The sequence below is a fragment of the Delftia sp. PE138 genome, assembly GCF_018320755.1.
Taxonomy (GTDB): domain Bacteria; phylum Pseudomonadota; class Gammaproteobacteria; order Burkholderiales; family Burkholderiaceae_C; genus Comamonas; species Comamonas tsuruhatensis.
Genome location: NZ_JABEPN010000002.1, coordinates 91,427 through 108,136 on the forward strand (window position 1 = coordinate 91,427; position 16,710 = coordinate 108,136).

Genomic DNA, 16,710 nt, shown 5'->3' on the forward strand with positions numbered 1-16,710 from the left:
TTCCTGCCTCAGTGAACCCACATCATGAAAATCCCGCTCCGCTTTGGCCCAAGGAATTACTGAACATCCAGCAGCGGCAACAGCTCCTGCAATTTGGCCAGCGCACCAGGGCCTTCAAGCTTGGAAATCGTGCCCAGATGTTCTGTATCTTCCACAATCACATAGGCCATGGACCACTTGGCGAAACGCCTTTGATCAATGCGCGTTTGCGGGAACATCGGCGTGAAGTTGATATGTCTTTCGTCGCGCGAGATGGACTCCACCAGCAAACCCAATTGCCGTGCCGGCCCTTCGACATACTGAAAGAAACGTTCCCCGTCGAAAACCAGCATGCCCGTGATCCCGGCCGACCCGTTGAACGAGCGTGCGGTCTTGATGATGCCCGCGATGCAGGTGGTGTCGGCCCCTGGTGCCAACTGACTGTGATAGAGGAAGCACTCCAGAGAACTCTCCTGCATAACCTCGCGCCTTTCTGTGTTGTAGGCCGGCGATGGTATGGCCTGCGCGGGACGGTCCACGTAGGTGTGCAACCCGTTGTTGCATATGTAACCATCCCGGCCTCCAGCGCCTGCTGCATCTGGCGCTGGTCAGCCTTGGTCTGCAGATGGGCTGGCCCATCTGCATGGGTATCTGCATGGGTGCATGGGAGCGGCGATGGCAGCCCGCTGGCTGCGGGCGCTCATGGCGAATCAGCCTTTGCGCAAATCTCCCGTACGCACCCGCGCAGCCAGCGGTGCGCAGGATCGGCATGCAGCCTGGGATGCCAGAGCAATGAAACCGTGATCTGCGGCATGGAGACCGGAAGGGGGAAGCTGTGCATTTGCGCGCGCAGGTTGCCGGTGTGCCGTTCGGGAACGCTGGCGATCAGGTCGCTGGCGCGGGCCAGGGCCAGCGCGGTGGAAAAGCCGCCGACGGTCGCAACGATCTGCCGCTGCAGGCCGAGCGCATTCAAGGCTTCATCAATGGGCCCCTTTTCCTGCCCCCGCCGGGACACCAGGATATGCCTGCCGCTCGCATAGCGCGCGGGTGTGATCTCGCCCTGGCTCAGCGGATGGCCCTGGCGCACGACGCCGATGAAACGGTCTCGGAACAGCGCCTGCGCGCGCACCTCCGGACCTATCGTGCTTGCGACAACGCCGGTCTCCAGGTCGACCGTCCCGTCGCGAAGCGGGCCGCTGTCCTTGTTGGTCTTTTGCACGAAGCAAAGCCGTACGCCGGGCGCTTGCTGGCCCACGCGGGCAATGAGGTCCGGTCCGAAATTCTCCACGAAGCCTTCGCTGGTGCGCAGCGTGAACGTGCGCACCAGTTGTCCGAGGTCGGGCTGCCCGGCAGGGCGCAGAACAGCTTCCGTGTCCTGCACCAGCTGGCTGACCCGCTCGCGCAGCTCAAGCGCTCGCGGTGTGGGAACGAGACCCCGCCCGGCCCTGACCAGTAGCGGATCGCCGGTGGTCTCACGCAGCCGCGCCAGCGCCCGGCTCATTGCCGACGGGCTCAGCCGCAACCGCTGGGCCGCGCGCGCAACGTTTCCCTCCGCAAGGAGCACATCCAGGGTGACAAGCAGGTTGAGATCGGGCTTCGGCATGGATTGACCGTAGCACAGCGGGTAGTGACATGGCGTCAAACGCATGAATAAAGTGAGAGCAGTGCGCCTTCCGCCATGCCAGGCACGGCACTAGGCTCCTGAGAACTTGAATATGGGAGTCGCCAAAGATGAAGTCCACGTCGAAACCGATCGGTGCCGGAACAGGTGGGGCAGGGGCCGGCGGTGCGCAACAGGGGCCGCCGGTCCGGTGGGTGCTGGCCAGCCTTTCGCTGTCCATGCTGCTGTCCTCGCTGGGCACCAGCATCGCCAACGTGGGATTGCCCACCTTCGCGCAGGCGTTCAACGCGTCCTTCCAGCAGGTCCAGTGGATCGTCCTGGCCTATCTGCTGGCCATCACCGCCCTGACCGTCAGCGCCGGCCGGCTTGGCGATGTCCTGGGCCGTCGACGGCTGCTGCTGGCCGGCATCGTCCTGTTCACGCTGGCCTCGGTCCTTTGCGGCCTGGCTCCCACTCTCTGGCTGCTGATTGCCGCCCGGGCGGTGCAGGGCCTGGGCGCGGCCATCATAATGGCCCTCTCCATGGCGCTGGTTGCCGAGACGGTTCCGAAGGCAAGGACCGGTAGCGCGATGGGCCTGCTCGGAACGATGTCCGCGATGGGCACCACCCTCGGTCCAGCACTCGGCGGATATCTGATCGCCGGACCCGGCTGGCGGGCCATCTTCCTCATCAACCTGCCGCTGGGCGTCCTGACATTCCTTCTCGCGCATCGATACCTGCCCGTGCATCGCCAAGGGGCGCAGGCGGATCGGGCGCGCTTCGACCACCTGGGCACCTTGCTGCTCGCTCTGACGCTTGTGGCCTATGCACTCGCCATGACGCTGGGGCGCGCAAGCTTCGGTTCGCTCAACGGGGCTTTGCTGTCGGCTGCGGCCTTCGGCGTCGTGCTCTTCGCGAGGGCCCAGGCGGCAGCCGCATCGCCATTGATCCGATTGGAGCGGTTCCGCGATCCGGGCTTCAGCGCGAGCCTGGCCATGAATGCGCTCGTCTCGACGGTGATGATGGCGACGCTGGTGGTCGGGCCGTTCTATCTGTCTCGCGGGCTCGGGCTTGACGAAACCACGGTCGGGCTCGTGATGTCGGTGGGCCCGTTCATCGCCATCCTGAGCGGTGTCCCGGCCGGCCGTGTCGTCGATCGCCTGGGCGCTGCCCCCATGGTCATCGCCGGACTCATCGCCATGGCGGCGGGCGCATTCGCCCTGTCCGTGCTTGCGGCGATGTTCGGTGTTGCGGGCTACGTTGCCGCCATCGCCGTCCTGACCCCTGGCTACCAGCTGTTCCAGGCCGCCAACAACACGGCCGTCATGGCCGATGTCGCTGCGGACCAGCGTGGCGTGATGTCGGGCATGCTCGGGCTGTCGCGCAACCTTGGGCTCGTCACCGGGGCATCCGTGATGGGGATGGTGTTCGCGTTCGCGTCAGGGACGGCCGACATCGCCGCGGTGCATCCCGGGGCCATTGCCCACGCGATGCGGATCACGTTCGCAGTCGCGGCAGTGCTGGTCGTGGCTGCGCTCGTGATTGCGATTGCGGCTGCGATTGCGGCTGCGGCCGCAAGCCGCGCTCCCGCGACCGGCGCGGCTACACCACGGCAGCGCTGAACGACTCCGGCAGCCGTGCAAGCAGATGGGACAGCCGTTGAAGACCGGCGTGCAGGCGTCCACGGTCCTTGATGCTGCCCAGGGAGATGCGGATGGCATTCACGGATTCGCTGCCGGTGGCGAATGCCTGCGCGGGCGTGACGGCGATGCCCTCGCTGTCGGCGGCACGTGCCAGCTGGGCGCTAGTCCAGTACCCCGGCAGCTCCAGCCATACATGCAGGCCGTCCCCGGCGCCGCTGTACCGCCCCGCCAGGATGTCCCTGGCCATCCGGTGGCGCAGGCGCGCCTCCTTGCGCACGCCGTCCATCAATTGCCCGGCCGAACCATCGAGGATCCACTGCGTGGCCAGCGCGGCCGTCACGGGGGTGGCCATCAGCGCAAAGGACCTGAGCGCCACCAGGAAGCGCTGGCGTTCATGCGGGTCGCGCATGAGCACGAAGGCCACGCGCAGGCCGGGCGTCAGGCATTTGGACAGGGTCGAGATGTAGTACACCTGCTGCGGGGCGAATGCGGCAATGGGCGGCGGCGGGGCGTCGGCCAGCAGCCAGTAGGGGTCGTCCTCGACGATGCGCACCTGGCAGCGCCTGGCCACGCTGGCCAGCTGCTTGCGCCGGCCTTCCGACATGGTGATGGCGGTCGGGTTCTGCAGTGTCGGATTGAGGTAGACCAGCGCCGGCCTGTGCTCGCGGCAGGCCTGCTCCAGCATCTCCGGCACCATCCCCTGCCTGTCCGCCTGCACCGCCAGGATGCGCCGGCCGAACTGGGCCGCTGCGGCACGCAGGCCGGGATAGCTGGCGGGCTCCGCCAGGATCACGTCGCCCGGCGCGGTCAGCGCAAGAATCAGGGCGGCGATCGCCGCCTGCGCCCCGGGGCAGACAACGATCTGCCGGTCATCGAGACTCCCAAACATCGGCTCCAGCCATTGGGCTGCGGCCTTGCGGTCGGAGTCGCTGCCCCCGCCCAGGTGGTAGGTCATCAGCAGCTGGGCATCGGCCCTCATCAATACCTGTGACAAGCCCTGTTTGAGCATGTCGTCGAAGTCCACGCCCTCGGGCGGCGGCGGGGTGTTCATGCTCAGGTCGAGCACCGAGCTCCATTCGACCTTCGGCGCCGCGACATAGGTGCCTCGCGCGCCGCGTCCCTCCAGCAGGTGGCGCCGCCGGGCCTCGTCGTAGGCGCGGGTGATGGTCGTCAGGTCCACATCCAGCTGCGCTGCCAGCAGGCGCTGCGGAGGCAGGCGGTCACCCGGTTTCAGCGATCCGTCCGCCACCGCTGCCTGCAAGGCATCCGCAATCTGCAGAAAACGGGGGCCGCGCTGCACGGCCAGGCGCGGCAGCCAGCTTGGCAAAGAGTCATCTTGCATGGTTTTCAGCAGCGATGTTGGGGTCCATGTATGGAAATTGCTTTTGGGTAGTATGCGCCACAAGGTGTGGCAGCACCGTGCTTGCATGGCCGTCGCTGACGCTCTGCCTCTCATGTCCGGGAGGGGGGCTCCCCACCGTGGACAGTGCCAAGTCATTGGCTGGAAGTTCTCAAAATGATCGATTGGATCCCCGTAGTCTTCGTCACGTTCAAGGCGCTCGTGTTCGGCACGGCCATGTTCTTCGCCATCAAGTGGCATTACGACCAAGGCAAGAAGAAGGGGGCGGACAGGCGCGAGCTGCTCATTGCGGGCGGCAAGATCGCTGCCGTCTTCACGCTGCTGCTGCTGTGCGTGCTGGCCTTCACCTTCGGCCTTGCCAGGATGCTCGGCATGGATCTGAGCCTTCCCTGAGGGCAGGCACTGGCGGGCCTCAGTGCACGGGCCGGTTCAGCCGCCTGCTCGCCCTGGATATCGCGTAGTTCACAAGGCAGTAGAGCACCGCCACCACCAGGTACACGGGCACCAGCGCGTGGTAGTTGGCAATGAGCACCTTGGCGTTCTGCATGAGCTCGCCGTAGGTGACGATGTAGCCGAAGGTGGTGTCCTTGACCACGATGACCAGTTGCGCGACCAGCGCCGGCACGATGAAGCGCACCGCCTGGGGGAAGACGACGAGCCGGAAGACCTGTACCTCGGTCAGTCCCAGGCTTCGCGCGGCATCGGTCTGGCCGCGTGGCACGGCAAGCACGCCCGCGCGGTAGACCTCGGCCACCACGGCGGCGGTGCTCAGGCCTATGGGCAGGGTCAGCATCCAGTAGGTGCTCAGCTTGATGCCGGCGGCGGGCAGCACCAGAAAGCACACATAGATCAGCAGCAGCGTGGGCGTGCCGCGCAGGAATTCAATGACGGCGACGCTGGGCCAGCGCACGAGCCGGGGCCGCGCAAGGCGCCCCGCCAGCAGCACCAGCCCCAGGGCCAGCGCAATCACGGCGGCCATGGCCGACGATGCCAGCGTGCCGAGCAGGCCCTTGGCCAGAAAGGCCCAGGTGGTGGGCCAGGCGAAGAATTCCCAGAACCGGGCCTCGAGCTGGCCTGCCGAATGAAAGCGCAGCGCGATGCCCGCGGCCAGCGCCAGCAGCAGGGCCGCCGCGATCAGGCTGGCCACCTGCGTGACCCGCCGGGCCTGCGGGCTGGGTGCGCCAAACAGAATGTCTTCCAGAGAACGGCTCATCGCAGTATCCGCAGCTTCTTTTCCAGGATGGCGCCCGCCCAGGCGATCAGCAATCCGGTGGCCACGTACATCGCGGCGGCCACGGCGAAGGCGGCCATGCCGGCAGCGGAGTCGTTGGCGATCTTGGACACGAGCGAGGTGAGTTCCCGGCCCGCCAGCGGCACCTGGGATGCCAGCGAGGTGGACAGCATCAGCGCAATGAGCAGCGACGTCATCGGCTGCACCACCGAGCGCAGCGCCTGCGGCAGCACCACGGCCGAGATGATCTGCATGGGCCGCATGCCCAGGCTGAGCGCGGCCTCGATCTGGCTGCCGGCAATGGTGTTGATGCCCGCGCGCAGATAGTCCGCCGTGAACGCGGAACACACCAGCGCCAGGGCCAGGACCACGCTGGGCTCATAGTCGATCACGACGTTGAGATCGGGCAGCGCGAACACGATGAAGATCAGCAGCGCCACGCTGGGGATGTTGCGGAAGATCTCGACGTAGCCCGTCAGCACGAAGCGCAGCGGCGGCAGCGGAAGCAACCTGAGCACCGTGACGACCACGCCCAGCAGGAAGCCGGGCAGGAACGAGAACGCGGTGAGCTTCCAGGTCAGCAAGAGGGCCTGCCAGAAGGCAGGCCCGTGGTCGGCGAGGAGTCTGGAGACGTCACCCATCGCTCAGGGCAGGGCGGGCGGCGTGGGAACGGCCGTGCTGCCGGTGCGCTGGCCGATGGAGATGGTCCACAGCTTGGCCCAGGTGCCGTCGGCTTCGATTTTCTTCAGGAAGGCGTTGATGAAGGCCACGCCGTCCGAGCCCTTGGGCAGGCCGATGCCATAGGAATCCTGCGTGCCGAAGGGCGCGCCCGCCAGCCGCGCGTCGCCGGTGCCCAGGCTCAGGGTGTTGAGCAGCAGGGTGTAGTCGGTCACATAGGCGTCCACGCGGCCCTGGCGCAGGGAGTCCAGCGCTTCCTGGTGCGTCTGGAACTCCTGCACGACCGCCTTGGGCGCGTGCTGCGCCAGGATGGCAGGCCCCGTGGAGCCGGCCTGCGTGGCGACCTTCTTGCCGCCCAGATCGCTGTACGACTGCACGGTCTTGTTGCTTGCCTTGACCAGCACCCCGGCCTGCGAGGTGTAGTAGGGGCCGGCAAACGAGATCTTCTCGGCACGGGCAGGGGTGATGGAGTAGGTGGCAATCACCATGTCCGCCTGGTTGTTGATCAGCACCTGCTCGCGCGTGGACGAGGTGACCTGCGCGAACTGGTACTTGGAGGCATCGCCCAGGATGTAGCGCGTGAGCAGCTGGGCCAGGCCTGCGTCGAAGCCGCGGATCTTGCCGTCCTTCTCGTTGAGCAGGGAAAACAGATTGGAGGTCTGGGTGCTGCCCAGGCGCAGCGTGCCGGCCTGCTTGATCTTGCTGGCCCAGGTGCTCGATGCGATGGTCGCGGCGTCGGCGACGGGGCCTTGCGCAATCAGGGCGTCGAACGCCGCTGTGTTCAGGGGCGCGCCCTGCGCAAAGAGCGAACCGCTGCCCACGATCGCCAGTGCCACCACGGTGGATTTCAGAATGGATTGGATCGGCATGGGGTCTTCCTGCTGGGTCTGTGATGTAAATCTGGGGATGGCTGCCAGGGGCAAGGGCCGATTATGGCGACTCGCGGCCCTTGCCGCCGCACAAGGGCTCAGGCCCCGGCCACGCGCTGCCCTGGCGCAATGGTGGGGGGCGCGGCGTTGAGCGTCTCGATCGCAAAGCCGGCAGCGGCCTTGTACCGGGCCATGAAGCCCTCGCGCTCCTCGCGTGGCAGCACCTCGTCGATATGGTCGAAGACGCCGCCGCAGCGCTCGTCCACCAGCCCCAGCAGGCCGAAGGGGCCGGCCCCCCGGTTGCGCAGCACCAGCGCCGAGAGGTCCTTGCACAGCTTGTCGTCATAGGCGCGCAGCGCCTGCGGGCCCACGCCGTGGGCAAGGAACTGCGCACCCAGCACGCGCGCGTCCACGATGGCCTGGCTGGCGCCATTGGAGCCCACCGGGTACATCACATGCGCCGCATCGCCCAGCAAGGCCACGCGGCCGTCCACCCAGGTGGGCACGGGGTCGCGGTCGATCATGGGGTACTCGAAGACATCCGTGGCGCCGCGCAGCATGGCCGGCACGTCCAGCCAGCCGTAGTCCCAGCCGTCGAAGTGGTGGATGAATTCCTCCAGCGCCACGCGCCGGTTCCAGTCGCCCTGCCGCCAGCCGCCCTGGTTGTCCACCGTGATCTCGGCGATCCAGTTGATGGTGGCCAGGCCCGTGACGGGGTCCGGCGGCGTGATGGGGTACAGCACCACGCGATGGCGCAGCGAGCCCACGCCCACGAAGGACGCGCCGGTGCGCACCGGCACCCCGGGCGTGGTGCCGCGCCACATGATGGCGCCGCCCCACTGTATGGGCGGCTGCGTGGGGTGCATCTGCGCGCGCACGGCCGAGTGCAGGCCATCGGCCGCCACCAGCAGCGAGCCCTGCACCTCCAGCCGCTGGCCATCGCGGGTGTCGATGAGGGCGGTCACGCCCTTGGCATCCTGCCGGTAGCCCACCACGCGCCGGCCCAGCTGCACGGCGTCGTCGCCCAGGCGCTGCCTGACGGCGTTGAACAGCATCATCTGCAGCTGCCCCCGGTGCACCGCGTACTGCGGCCAGCGATAGCCGGCCTGCAGCCCGCGCGGCTCGGCATACACCTCGTTGCCGTTGCGCCCGACCAGCGCCCATTCCCGGGCCTGCAGGCCGATGGTGTCCAGCACATCGTTGCCGAAACCCAGGTCATGCAGTTCCCGCACCGCGTTCGGCTGCAGGTTGATGCCCACGCCCAGCGGCTGCAACTGCGCCACCGACTCGAACACGATGCAGGGCACGCCGATCTGGTGCAGCGTGAGGGCAGTGGCCATGCCACCGATGCCGCCGCCGGCAATGAGCACGGGGCGGGATGGATTGTGGTGTGAAGCAGCAGCAGACATGCCGGGATTGTCCATGCAATGGCTGCGGGCGGATGTCCCATCTGCGGCGCGTGCATGGCGCAAACAATGTATGATGATCATCATGCGAAACACCAATTCCAGCGCCCGGGCTTCCGCCAAGGAGGCCACGCATGAGCGCATCGTCTCCGTGGCGGCGCGTGCCATCCGCCGCAGCGGCTATGGCGGCACCGGGGTGGCGGACATCATGAAGGAGGCGGGCCTGACGCATGGCGCCTTCTACGCCCATTTCGCCTCGCGCGATGCCATGCTGGCCGAAGCGGCGGGCAAGGCCTGCGCCGAGTCCTGCGCCGCCGTCGCCGACGTGGTGGCCAAGGCACCGCCCGGCATGGCGCTGCAGGCCATGCTGGCCGCCTATCTTTCCAAGGAACATGTCCAGCGCGCCGAGTTGGGCTGCCCCCTGGCGGCCCTGGGCTCCGAGACCTCGCGCCAGGCGCCGGAGGTGCGCCGCGTGGCCACGGGCCACATCAAGGAAATGGTCGATCTCATCGCCCGCCAATCACCGGACTGGGGACAGCCCGGTGCCCACGAGCGCGCGCTCGTCACCTTGTCCACCATGGTCGGCAGCCTGCTGCTGGCACGGGCGGTGGACGATCCGGCCCTGTCCGACAGCCTGCGCGAGGCAGCACTCAAGCACCTGGCGCCGGCCAGCCAGTGATGGCGCATGCCCAGTGCATGTGCCTGGATTTTTTTCGTCTTTACATATGATGATCATCATATAAAGGAGAGCCATGAAGGCATTCATTCTGGAAAGCTATGGAGCGAACCGCGCCTTGCAGCTGGCAGACGTACCCGAGCCGCAGCTGCGTGAAGACGAAGTCCTGGTCCAGGTCCATGCCGCAGGCGTGAACCAGCTGGACTCCAAGATCAAAGACGGGCAATTCAAGCTCATCCTGCCCTATCGCCTGCCCCTGATCCTGGGCCACGACGTGGCCGGCGTGGTGGTCAAGGCCGGCCCGCGCGTGCGGCAGTTCAAGCCCGGTGACGAGGTCTATGCACGCACGGACGATTTCCGGATCGGCACGTTCGCGGAGTTCGTGCCGGTCAGGGAATCATCGCTGGCGCCCAAGCCCAAGGGGCTCACGATGGAAGAGGCCGCCTCCATTCCCCTGGTGGGCCTGACGGCCTGGCAGGTCCTGGTCGAGACGACACGGCTGGCCAGGGGGCAGAAGGTCTTCATCCAGGCCGGCTCCGGCGGCGTGGGCACGTTCGCCATCCAGCTGGCCCGGCACCTGGGCGCCGCTGTGGCCACCACGACGAGCGCGGCCAACTTCGAGCTGGTCAGGGGCCTGGGCGCGGATGTCGTCATCGACTACCGCACGCAGGACTTCGAGGACGTCCTGCACGACTACGACGTGGTGCTCAACAGCCAGGACGGCAAGACGCTTGGCAAATCCCTGCGCGTGCTCAAGGGCGGCGCCAAGCTGGTCTCCATCTCCGGCCCACCCGATCCCGCGTTTGGCAGAAACATCGCGGCGCACGCATTCGTGCGGCTGGTGATGCGGCTGCTCAGCTCCGGCATCAGGCGCCGGGCGCGAAGCCGTGGCATCGACTACTCCTTTGTCTTCATGAAGGCCGACGGCGGCCAGCTGCGCGAGATCACCCGCCTCATCGAGGCGGGCGCCATCCGCCCGGTCGTGGACAAGGTCTTCGCATTCGAATCCACCAACGAGGCCCTTGCCTATGCCGAAGCCGGCCACGCAAAGGGCAAGGTCGTCATCAAGATCCGTTGAATCTGTTTCCCCCCACCCCTGGAGTGCTCCATGAAAATTGAAAACGCTGTTGTTCTCGTCACCGGTGCCAATCGCGGCATCGGCCTGGCTTTCGCGCGCGAGCTGCTTGCCCGTGGCGCCCGCAAGGTCTACGCCGGCGCGCGCGACCCCGCCACCGTCACCCAGCCCGGCGTGCATGCCCTGCAGCTGGACGTGAACCGCCCGCAGGACGTGGCCGCCGCCGCAGCGCAGGCGTCGGACGTCACGCTGGTGATCAACAACGCCGGCATCGCGCAGCCCGGCGGCTTTCTGGCGCCCGACAGCGAAGAGGTCGCCAGGCGCATCTTCGAGACCAACTTCTTCGCCGTGCTGCGCATGAGCCAGGCCTTTGCGCCGGTTCTCAAGGCCAACGGCGGCGGGGCCTTGCTCAATGTGCTGTCGGTGGCCTCCTGGGTCAATGGCGGCGAACTGGCCGCCTACTCGGCCAGCAAGTCGGCCGCCTGGTCGCTCACCAACGCCCTGCGCAGCGAGCTTGCAGGGCAGAAGACACAGGTGCTGGGCCTGCACATGGCCTATGTCGATACCGACCTCACGCGCGGGCTTGACGCACCGAAGTCCAGCCCCGAGGACATCGTCAGCCGCGCGCTGGACGGACTGGAGGCCGGGCTCGATGAAGTGCTGGCCGACGAGCTCACCCAGCAGGTCAAGCGCGGCATGACGGCGGCCCGGCCAAGCTATCTGCCGCAGGGCGCCTGAGCCTGGATGACCGCCGCAGCCCGTGGCCGGACCATCAACACAGGCCGGGCCATGAAGTGCGCGCCATGGCAGATCCGCAGCCCATGGTCTGGGCCTCGGTGCCGGCGTAGTCGGCCAGCGTGTCGGCGCTGTCGCGGATGCTTTGCAGGGCGCGGGCCACCACGTCCAGGTGGCGATGGCCCTTGGGGGTCTCCAGCCATGCCAGGGCCAACTGGGCGATGGCGGAGATTTCTGCACAGCCTTGCTGCACGAGATGGTCCACCTGGGTGAGGGCGTTGGACAGCTGCCGGGTGCTGTGGCTGTCCGTGGTGGGGGAGGGCTGGGCGGGGTTCATGCCATGTCCCTCCGCAGTTGGCCGGGCACAAAGGCCTGGCATGAGGGAGGGGCTGCGCCAAAAGACGGCGCGCAGGCGAGAGAAACGGCGTTCATTGTTCCGTGCTCCATTGCGGGTCGAATCCACAGGCCATCGCATCTGCGTTGACTGATGGATTCGGTGTACCAAGCCTCGCTTTCGGAGAGGCTGTGCCGCTATACGACGGATGTTTTGAAGCATCAGCCCCGGGACAGGGGGCCGGGGCGGATGATAGCGCGGGCGGGGAGGGGAACGCCCATTTTTTTGGGGGGGTGAGGCTTGCGAAACGTCCAGTCAAGCGCGGCACGAACGCACAGTCAAGCCGCCAGGGCTGCGCGCCCGCAAGATGGCCGGCAGTGCGCATCCACCCGTGCCACACGCTTGCATCAACATGGCTTTCAGCGCTTGATACACAAGCGCTGAAAGCATTTTTCATGGCCGATCGCGGCTGGGTGGAACACCGCTTCACCCACCCACCCCATCGCCATGAAAACCCTTGCCCTTCGAATTGCCATGCTGCTGCTGACGGCGGCGGCTTCAGTGTCTGCTGGTGCAGTCACGGTATTCGACAACCTGGCAGCCGCCAATGACCCGTGGCTCATCCAGCACAACTCCAGCTACCACACCAAACTGTGGGTGGCCAACCGCATTCCGATTGGCAGCCAGTCGCTGCGCATCACGCAGGTGAAGATGAATCTCACCCAGATCGACCAGTTCGAGCTGCAAGTGTGCGCAACCGACGCCAGCGCCGCCACGCCGTTCGTGGACATGACGGCCTGCGCCCCCTTCACCGCCGACGCGGCCACGCCGGGCATGCGCGTGTTCACGGGCGACCGCATCGTGGCGGCGGGCGACTTTGCCTGGGTGGTGGTGCGCAGCATCGGCCAGACCATGATCCGCCGCCAGATCACCACGGCCACCAACGACGGGCTGACCTGGTATTCAGGCGCGAGCCACAAGCCGGCCTGGGTGGCCGAGCCGCAGACCTCCATCGGGATGACGGTCGAGGCCGGCTCCGTGCAGCTCGATGGCGTGTGCGGCAGTGCCAGCAGCACCACGCCTCGCCGTTATCCGCCAGACGCCTTGCTGTGCAGCGTGGGCACGACCAGCGGCGTGATGGGTGAAACCTACTCCTTCTCCTGGGTGTGCCAGAGCAGCTACGGCGGCAACCCTTCGCCGCAATGCTCCGTGCCTCGCGCCTACCTCGTTACCTCCCAGGCCACGGGCGGCGGCAGCATCGAGGCGGGGCGCGATGTAGCGGCGGGGCAGCAGGCCAGCTTCACGCTCACCACGCCACCGGGCTATACGGTGCAGGTCAGCGGCTGCGGCGGATCGCTTGCGGGCAACACCTACACCACTGCGACCATTACCGGCAATTGCACCATCAGCGCCACCTTCGCCCCGCCGCCCACCAATGGCGCGTGTGGCAGCACTGCGCCTTCGCTCACCTTGCCAACCCTCTTGTGCAGCGCCGGTTCGGCCACCAACCAGTCTGCCGCGTCCGATGCCTTCCGCTGGAATTGCGCGGGCATCAGCGGCGGCACCACGGCCGCTTGCCTGGCACCGCGCCAGTACATGGTGACAGTCAACACGGATGCGGGCATCTCCAGCGCACAGTGCACCCCGAACCCCGTGACCCATGGCTCCAGCGCCACCTGCACGGCCACGGTGCACGACCCTGTCGCCCGCCCCTTCAGCGGTTGGGGCGGCGCCTGCAGCGGCACGGGGGCTTGCCAGCCCGTGGTTCTCGGGGCCACCACCGTCTCTGCCAACACGACGCTCATCACCTACGCCATCACTACCACTGCCACCCCGGGCGGGAGCATGTCTTGCACGCCCAACCCCGTGCCCCACGGCCAGGCCGCTGGCTGCACTGCCACGCCGCAAACGGGCTTTCAGTTCACCGGCTGGACGGGCGATTGCGCGGGCACGGGTGCATGCCAGTTCACCAACGTGACCAGCGCGCACAGCGTGGGAGCCACCTTCGCGCCGATTACCTACGCCATCGCCACCCCTGCCGTCACCGGCGGCAGCGTGAACTGCACGGCCAACCCCGTGCCCCATGGGCAAGACACCATCTGCGTCGCCTCGCCCGCGATGGGCTACCACTTCACCCATTGGTCGGGCGATTGCGCGGGCACTGCCAGCGCGTGCATTCTCTACAACGTGACCAGCCCGCGCAGCGTGGGTGCCACATTTGTACTCAACACCTATTCCATCGGTATCGTCCCCGCCCCGGCCAACGGCACGGTCACCTGCACGCCCAACCCCGTCACCCACGGCCAGGANGCAAGCTGCACCGCCATGCCCGATNCGGGCTACCACTTCACCAGTTGGTCGGGCGATTGCACGGGCACGGGGGCATGCCATTTCACCAGCGTGACCGCGTCGCGCACCGTCTCGGCCACCTTCACGCCCAAGACCCACTCCATCGCCACCCCCGCCGCCGTCAACGGCACGGTCACCTGCACGCCCAACCCCGTCACCCACGGCCAGGACGCAAGCTGCACCGCCACGCCCGATGCGGGCTATCACTTCACCAGTTGGTCGGGCGATTGCACGGGCACGGGGGCATGCCAGCTCACCAACGTGACCAGCCCGCGCAGCGTGGGTGCCACTTTCGCGCTGAACACCTACCCCATCAGCATCGCCCCCGCCACCACCAACGGCACGGTCACCTGCACGCCCAACCCCGTGACCCACGGCCAGGACGCAAGCTGCACCGCCATGCCCGATGCGGGCTATCACTTCACCAGTTGGTCGGGCGATTGCGAGGGCACGGGCACCTGCCAGCTCACCAACGTGACCAGCCCGCGCAGCGTGAGTGCCACATTTGTGCTCAACACCTATTCCATCGGCATCGTCCCCGCCCCGGCCAACGGCACGGTCACCTGCACGCCCAACCCCGTCACCCACGGCCAGGGCGCAAGCTGCACCGCCACGCCTGATGTGGGTTACCACTTCACCAGTTGGTCGGGCGATTGCGCAGGGGCGGGGGCATGCCAGCTCACCAACGTGACCAGCCCGCGCAGCGTGAGTGCCACCTTCGCGCTGAACACCTATCCCATCAGCATCGCCCCCGCCGCCACCAACGGCACGGTCACCTGCACGCCCAACCCCGTGACCCACGGCCAGGCCGCAAGCTGCACCGCCACGCCCGATGCGGGCTATCACTTCACCAGTTGGTCGGGCGATTGCGCGGGCACGGGAGCATGCCAGCTCACCAACGTGACCAGTCCGCGCAGCGTTTCGGCCACGTTCACCCACGACCCGGTCGATGCCACCTGCGGCTCAGCGGCCAACGGCGCTGTGGCCTTCAAGCCCAGCGCGAATCTGTGCGCCACGGGTACGCCAGGGACCGTGCTATCCGCCGGCGGCCAACACAAATGGCAGTGCAGCGGTGAGTATGGCGGCGCAGCGCAGCAGTGCAGCGCACCGTGGCAGGGTGCGGGCGGCAACGGCAATCTGGGGGCGGTGGAGGTGGACGGAGCGAACGGCTGGGAGATCAGCAGCGCCGCCTTTGCCTCCACCTTGCCCGCGCCCTTGCCGTCCCATGTGCGTGCGGTGCACGCGCCGCTGGGCCTGGTGCTGGGGCGTGTCGCTGGCAATGCAGATGCACAGGTGACCGTGCACTTCACCACGCCAGTGCCGCAGGGGGCCGTTTATTACAAATACGGCCCCAGCCCCGACGGGCTGGGCTGCACCGGCGCTGCCTGCGCGCTGCCGCACTGGTATGCGCTGCCCGGCGCGCAGTTTGCACCCGACGGCCTGAGCGTGACCTTCACCCTGGCCGATGGCGGCGTGGGTGACAGCGATTCCGTGCCCAACCAGATCACCGACCCCGGCCTGCCCGTGCTGCTGGCCCCGCAGGCCATCCCCGCGCTCGGCCCCTGGGCGCTGGCACTGCTTTCGCTGCTGGCAGCGGGTCTGGTGGCGGTGCGTTGCCGAGCGTCGAGCAGTGGTTGCGCACCGCCGATCAGAAAGTGAAGCCTTGGCTTGCAGCGGCAGCAACCCCGCACTGTGGACTGCTGCCCCTTGGTTGACGCTCAGATAGACGGTCGGCAACCACCGTTTTGGTAGGCTTTGAATTTGATGGATAGACAACCAGATACAGGCATGAATTTGAAATTTAAGCGGCTCACTGAAGTTGATCCGGCTCACATTGTTTCGCTGAACAACAATCCAGATGTGCTGCGACAAATGCCGCTTGGAAGTGCGAATTTCGACCTGGCGAAAGCAAATGAATGGGCTCGGCAAAAGGATGCCCAGTGGCAGCAATACGGCTATGGGCCATGGGCGTTTGAAATTGACCAGCAATTTGCCGGCTGGGGCGGTTTGCAGTACGAGGAAGGTGATGCCGACCTCGCTTTGGTGCTTCACCCCAAATTCTGGGGAAGTGGCAAAGCCATCTATCAAGAGATAGTGAAACGTGCATTCACTGGCTTGGGGCGGAGCTCCATCACGATTTTGCTGCCACCTTCAAGAACCAGAATAAAAGGGATTCTCAAGCTGGGATTTCGGCCAGATGGCGCACTGGATATCGAGGGGACTCGCTTTTTGCGCTATCGCCTGCATGCACCCGGCAAACCCGCTTGACCAGATCTTTGGGCAGCGCGTCTTGATCCCGCGCGCTCATACCTTGGCGAGGAAGGCCGCTGCATCACCCGCTTCACACTTCCAGTCTGCGAAGACCCCAACCAGATTGCACTCCACGCAGCGGCAAGCGATGTAGTACCAGCGCACGTCGTGTGTGCCTTCGTACACGGAGACGCCGGACATCAGTTCGAACGTCTCGTTCTCGCACACGCACTCGTGTGCCTCAGGGGTGGCCTCTTCAACATGTTCCGCGCTGTCGCCCATCAGGTGTTCCTGCCCGCAGTCGGTGCAGGTGCGGATGGCCACGCCGGCTTCTTCATCCGTCTGCAGCGCAAAAGTCCGGCATCCGCAATCGCATTTGGACGAGGCAAACCGGACGGCCTCATGGCCATTCGCAACGCTGTAGCTGCGCAGCTCGGCTTGGGTGTCGCCGGACGTTGTCCCGTACCAGAACTCGCCCTTCTTCGTCAGTGCCATTGATACTGTTCCATTCTTCAAGTTGGGCTT

The 16,710-nt window shown here is 66.5% G+C and carries 16 protein-coding genes; 7 read left to right on the forward strand and 9 right to left on the reverse strand.

Going from position 1 to position 16,710, the window contains the following annotated elements; translation table 11 throughout:
- Positions 1 to 56: 56 nt before the first annotated feature.
- Both HFGMBDPB_RS09360 and HFGMBDPB_RS09365 read right to left on the reverse strand, forming a co-directional pair.
- Entirely contained in the window at positions 57 to 530 is a 474-nt protein-coding gene (locus HFGMBDPB_RS09360) for a BLUF domain-containing protein (protein WP_223275322.1), read from the reverse strand.
- 149 nt (positions 531 to 679) lie between these two features.
- Positions 680 to 1,582, reverse strand: a complete 903-nt coding sequence (locus HFGMBDPB_RS09365; protein WP_047327515.1) for a LysR family transcriptional regulator — start codon at positions 1,580 to 1,582, stop codon at positions 680 to 682.
- Positions 1,583 to 1,710: 128 nt separating this feature from the next.
- Between HFGMBDPB_RS09365 and HFGMBDPB_RS09370 the strand changes: the two genes are divergently transcribed.
- Complete coding sequence (locus HFGMBDPB_RS09370) at positions 1,711 to 3,201, forward strand: MFS transporter (RefSeq protein WP_212645291.1); 1,491 nt, start codon at positions 1,711 to 1,713, stop codon at positions 3,199 to 3,201.
- On the opposite strand, the gene HFGMBDPB_RS09375 is transcribed toward HFGMBDPB_RS09370, so the two are convergent.
- Positions 3,182 to 4,564, reverse strand: coding sequence for an aminotransferase-like domain-containing protein (locus HFGMBDPB_RS09375; RefSeq protein WP_016446391.1), 1,383 nt, complete (start codon positions 4,562 to 4,564; stop codon positions 3,182 to 3,184). The two genes, HFGMBDPB_RS09370 and HFGMBDPB_RS09375, sit on opposite strands and share 20 nt — an antisense overlap.
- Positions 4,565 to 4,738: 174 nt before the next feature.
- Here HFGMBDPB_RS09375 and HFGMBDPB_RS09380 point away from each other — a divergent pair, with 174 nt between their 5' ends.
- The gene (locus HFGMBDPB_RS09380; RefSeq protein ID WP_016446390.1) at positions 4,739 to 4,975 is read left to right on the forward strand and encodes a hypothetical protein; all 237 of its coding nucleotides are present in this window, start codon (positions 4,739 to 4,741) and stop codon (positions 4,973 to 4,975) included.
- A gap of 19 nt (positions 4,976 to 4,994) precedes the next feature.
- Here HFGMBDPB_RS09380 and HFGMBDPB_RS09385 read toward each other — a convergent pair whose 3' ends face one another.
- The 4 genes from HFGMBDPB_RS09385 to HFGMBDPB_RS09400 all read right to left on the reverse strand — a co-directional run bounded on the left by HFGMBDPB_RS09385 (position 4,995) and on the right by HFGMBDPB_RS09400 (position 8,769).
- On the reverse strand, positions 4,995 to 5,795 hold the full coding sequence (locus HFGMBDPB_RS09385) for an amino acid ABC transporter permease (protein WP_016451468.1): 801 nt from the start codon (positions 5,793 to 5,795) through the stop codon (positions 4,995 to 4,997).
- On the reverse strand, positions 5,792 to 6,454 hold the full coding sequence (locus HFGMBDPB_RS09390) for an amino acid ABC transporter permease (RefSeq protein WP_046238349.1): 663 nt from the start codon (positions 6,452 to 6,454) through the stop codon (positions 5,792 to 5,794). Before HFGMBDPB_RS09390 ends, HFGMBDPB_RS09385 begins: the two co-directional genes overlap by 4 nt.
- Before the next feature lie 3 nt (positions 6,455 to 6,457).
- A complete protein-coding gene (locus HFGMBDPB_RS09395; protein ID WP_016446387.1) occupies positions 6,458 to 7,360 on the reverse strand; it encodes a glutamate ABC transporter substrate-binding protein in 903 nt (300 codons plus the stop codon).
- 98 nt (positions 7,361 to 7,458) lie between these two features.
- Positions 7,459 to 8,769, reverse strand: coding sequence for a flavin-dependent oxidoreductase (locus tag HFGMBDPB_RS09400; protein WP_212645292.1), 1,311 nt, complete (start codon positions 8,767 to 8,769; stop codon positions 7,459 to 7,461).
- Positions 8,770 to 8,839: 70 nt separating this feature from the next.
- Here HFGMBDPB_RS09400 and HFGMBDPB_RS09405 point away from each other — a divergent pair, with 70 nt between their 5' ends.
- The 3 genes from HFGMBDPB_RS09405 (at position 8,840) to HFGMBDPB_RS09415 (ending at position 11,255) form a co-directional block, all read left to right on the forward strand.
- Entirely contained in the window at positions 8,840 to 9,445 is a 606-nt protein-coding gene (locus tag HFGMBDPB_RS09405) for a TetR/AcrR family transcriptional regulator (RefSeq protein ID WP_212645293.1), read from the forward strand.
- A 73-nt stretch (positions 9,446 to 9,518) separates the two neighbouring features.
- Positions 9,519 to 10,520 (forward strand): NADP-dependent oxidoreductase, encoded by a 1,002-nt coding sequence (locus HFGMBDPB_RS09410; RefSeq protein WP_212645294.1) that lies wholly within the window; start codon positions 9,519 to 9,521, stop codon positions 10,518 to 10,520.
- A gap of 30 nt (positions 10,521 to 10,550) precedes the next feature.
- Positions 10,551 to 11,255 carry an SDR family oxidoreductase gene (locus HFGMBDPB_RS09415; protein WP_016446383.1) on the forward strand — a complete coding sequence of 235 codons (705 nt, stop codon included), beginning with the start codon at positions 10,551 to 10,553 and terminating at the stop codon, positions 11,253 to 11,255.
- Between the two features lie 34 nt (positions 11,256 to 11,289).
- Here HFGMBDPB_RS09415 and HFGMBDPB_RS09420 read toward each other — a convergent pair whose 3' ends face one another.
- Positions 11,290 to 11,589, reverse strand: coding sequence for a hypothetical protein (locus tag HFGMBDPB_RS09420; RefSeq protein ID WP_016446382.1), 300 nt, complete (start codon positions 11,587 to 11,589; stop codon positions 11,290 to 11,292).
- A 1,134-nt stretch (positions 11,590 to 12,723) separates the two neighbouring features.
- Between HFGMBDPB_RS09420 and HFGMBDPB_RS09425 the strand changes: the two genes are divergently transcribed.
- Together HFGMBDPB_RS09425 and HFGMBDPB_RS09430 are read left to right on the forward strand one after the other, a co-directional pair.
- Complete coding sequence (locus HFGMBDPB_RS09425; RefSeq protein ID WP_502757464.1) at positions 12,724 to 15,594, forward strand: IPTL-CTERM sorting domain-containing protein; 2,871 nt, start codon at positions 12,724 to 12,726, stop codon at positions 15,592 to 15,594.
- Positions 15,595 to 15,723: 129 nt separating this feature from the next.
- Complete coding sequence (locus tag HFGMBDPB_RS09430; protein ID WP_249343400.1) at positions 15,724 to 16,203, forward strand: GNAT family N-acetyltransferase; 480 nt, start codon at positions 15,724 to 15,726, stop codon at positions 16,201 to 16,203.
- Between the two features lie 36 nt (positions 16,204 to 16,239).
- Here HFGMBDPB_RS09430 and HFGMBDPB_RS09435 read toward each other — a convergent pair whose 3' ends face one another.
- Complete coding sequence (locus HFGMBDPB_RS09435) at positions 16,240 to 16,680, reverse strand: hypothetical protein (protein WP_133074196.1); 441 nt, start codon at positions 16,678 to 16,680, stop codon at positions 16,240 to 16,242.
- Positions 16,681 to 16,710 lie beyond the last annotated feature (30 nt).

Excerpts from the sequence above, each read along its gene's own strand:
- HFGMBDPB_RS09365 (WP_047327515.1), bottom strand. The coding sequence starts at position 1,582 with ATGCCGAAGCCCGATCTCAACCTGCTTGTCACCCTGGATGTGCTCCTT.
- HFGMBDPB_RS09370 (WP_212645291.1), top strand. The coding sequence starts at position 1,711 with ATGAAGTCCACGTCGAAACCGATCGGTGCCGGAACAGGTGGGGCAGGG.
- HFGMBDPB_RS09375 (WP_016446391.1), bottom strand. The coding sequence starts at position 4,564 with ATGCAAGATGACTCTTTGCCAAGCTGGCTGCCGCGCCTGGCCGTGCAG.
- HFGMBDPB_RS09380 (WP_016446390.1), top strand. The coding sequence starts at position 4,739 with ATGATCGATTGGATCCCCGTAGTCTTCGTCACGTTCAAGGCGCTCGTG.
- HFGMBDPB_RS09385 (WP_016451468.1), bottom strand. The coding sequence starts at position 5,795 with ATGAGCCGTTCTCTGGAAGACATTCTGTTTGGCGCACCCAGCCCGCAG.
- HFGMBDPB_RS09390 (WP_046238349.1), bottom strand. The coding sequence starts at position 6,454 with ATGGGTGACGTCTCCAGACTCCTCGCCGACCACGGGCCTGCCTTCTGG.
- HFGMBDPB_RS09395 (WP_016446387.1), bottom strand. The coding sequence starts at position 7,360 with ATGCCGATCCAATCCATTCTGAAATCCACCGTGGTGGCACTGGCGATC.
- HFGMBDPB_RS09400 (WP_212645292.1), bottom strand. The coding sequence starts at position 8,769 with ATGTCTGCTGCTGCTTCACACCACAATCCATCCCGCCCCGTGCTCATT.
- HFGMBDPB_RS09405 (WP_212645293.1), top strand. The coding sequence starts at position 8,840 with ATGATGATCATCATGCGAAACACCAATTCCAGCGCCCGGGCTTCCGCC.
- HFGMBDPB_RS09410 (WP_212645294.1), top strand. The coding sequence starts at position 9,519 with ATGAAGGCATTCATTCTGGAAAGCTATGGAGCGAACCGCGCCTTGCAG.
- HFGMBDPB_RS09415 (WP_016446383.1), top strand. The coding sequence starts at position 10,551 with ATGAAAATTGAAAACGCTGTTGTTCTCGTCACCGGTGCCAATCGCGGC.
- HFGMBDPB_RS09420 (WP_016446382.1), bottom strand. The coding sequence starts at position 11,589 with ATGAACCCCGCCCAGCCCTCCCCCACCACGGACAGCCACAGCACCCGG.
- HFGMBDPB_RS09430 (WP_249343400.1), top strand. The coding sequence starts at position 15,724 with ATGAATTTGAAATTTAAGCGGCTCACTGAAGTTGATCCGGCTCACATT.
- HFGMBDPB_RS09435 (WP_133074196.1), bottom strand. The coding sequence starts at position 16,680 with ATGGCACTGACGAAGAAGGGCGAGTTCTGGTACGGGACAACGTCCGGC.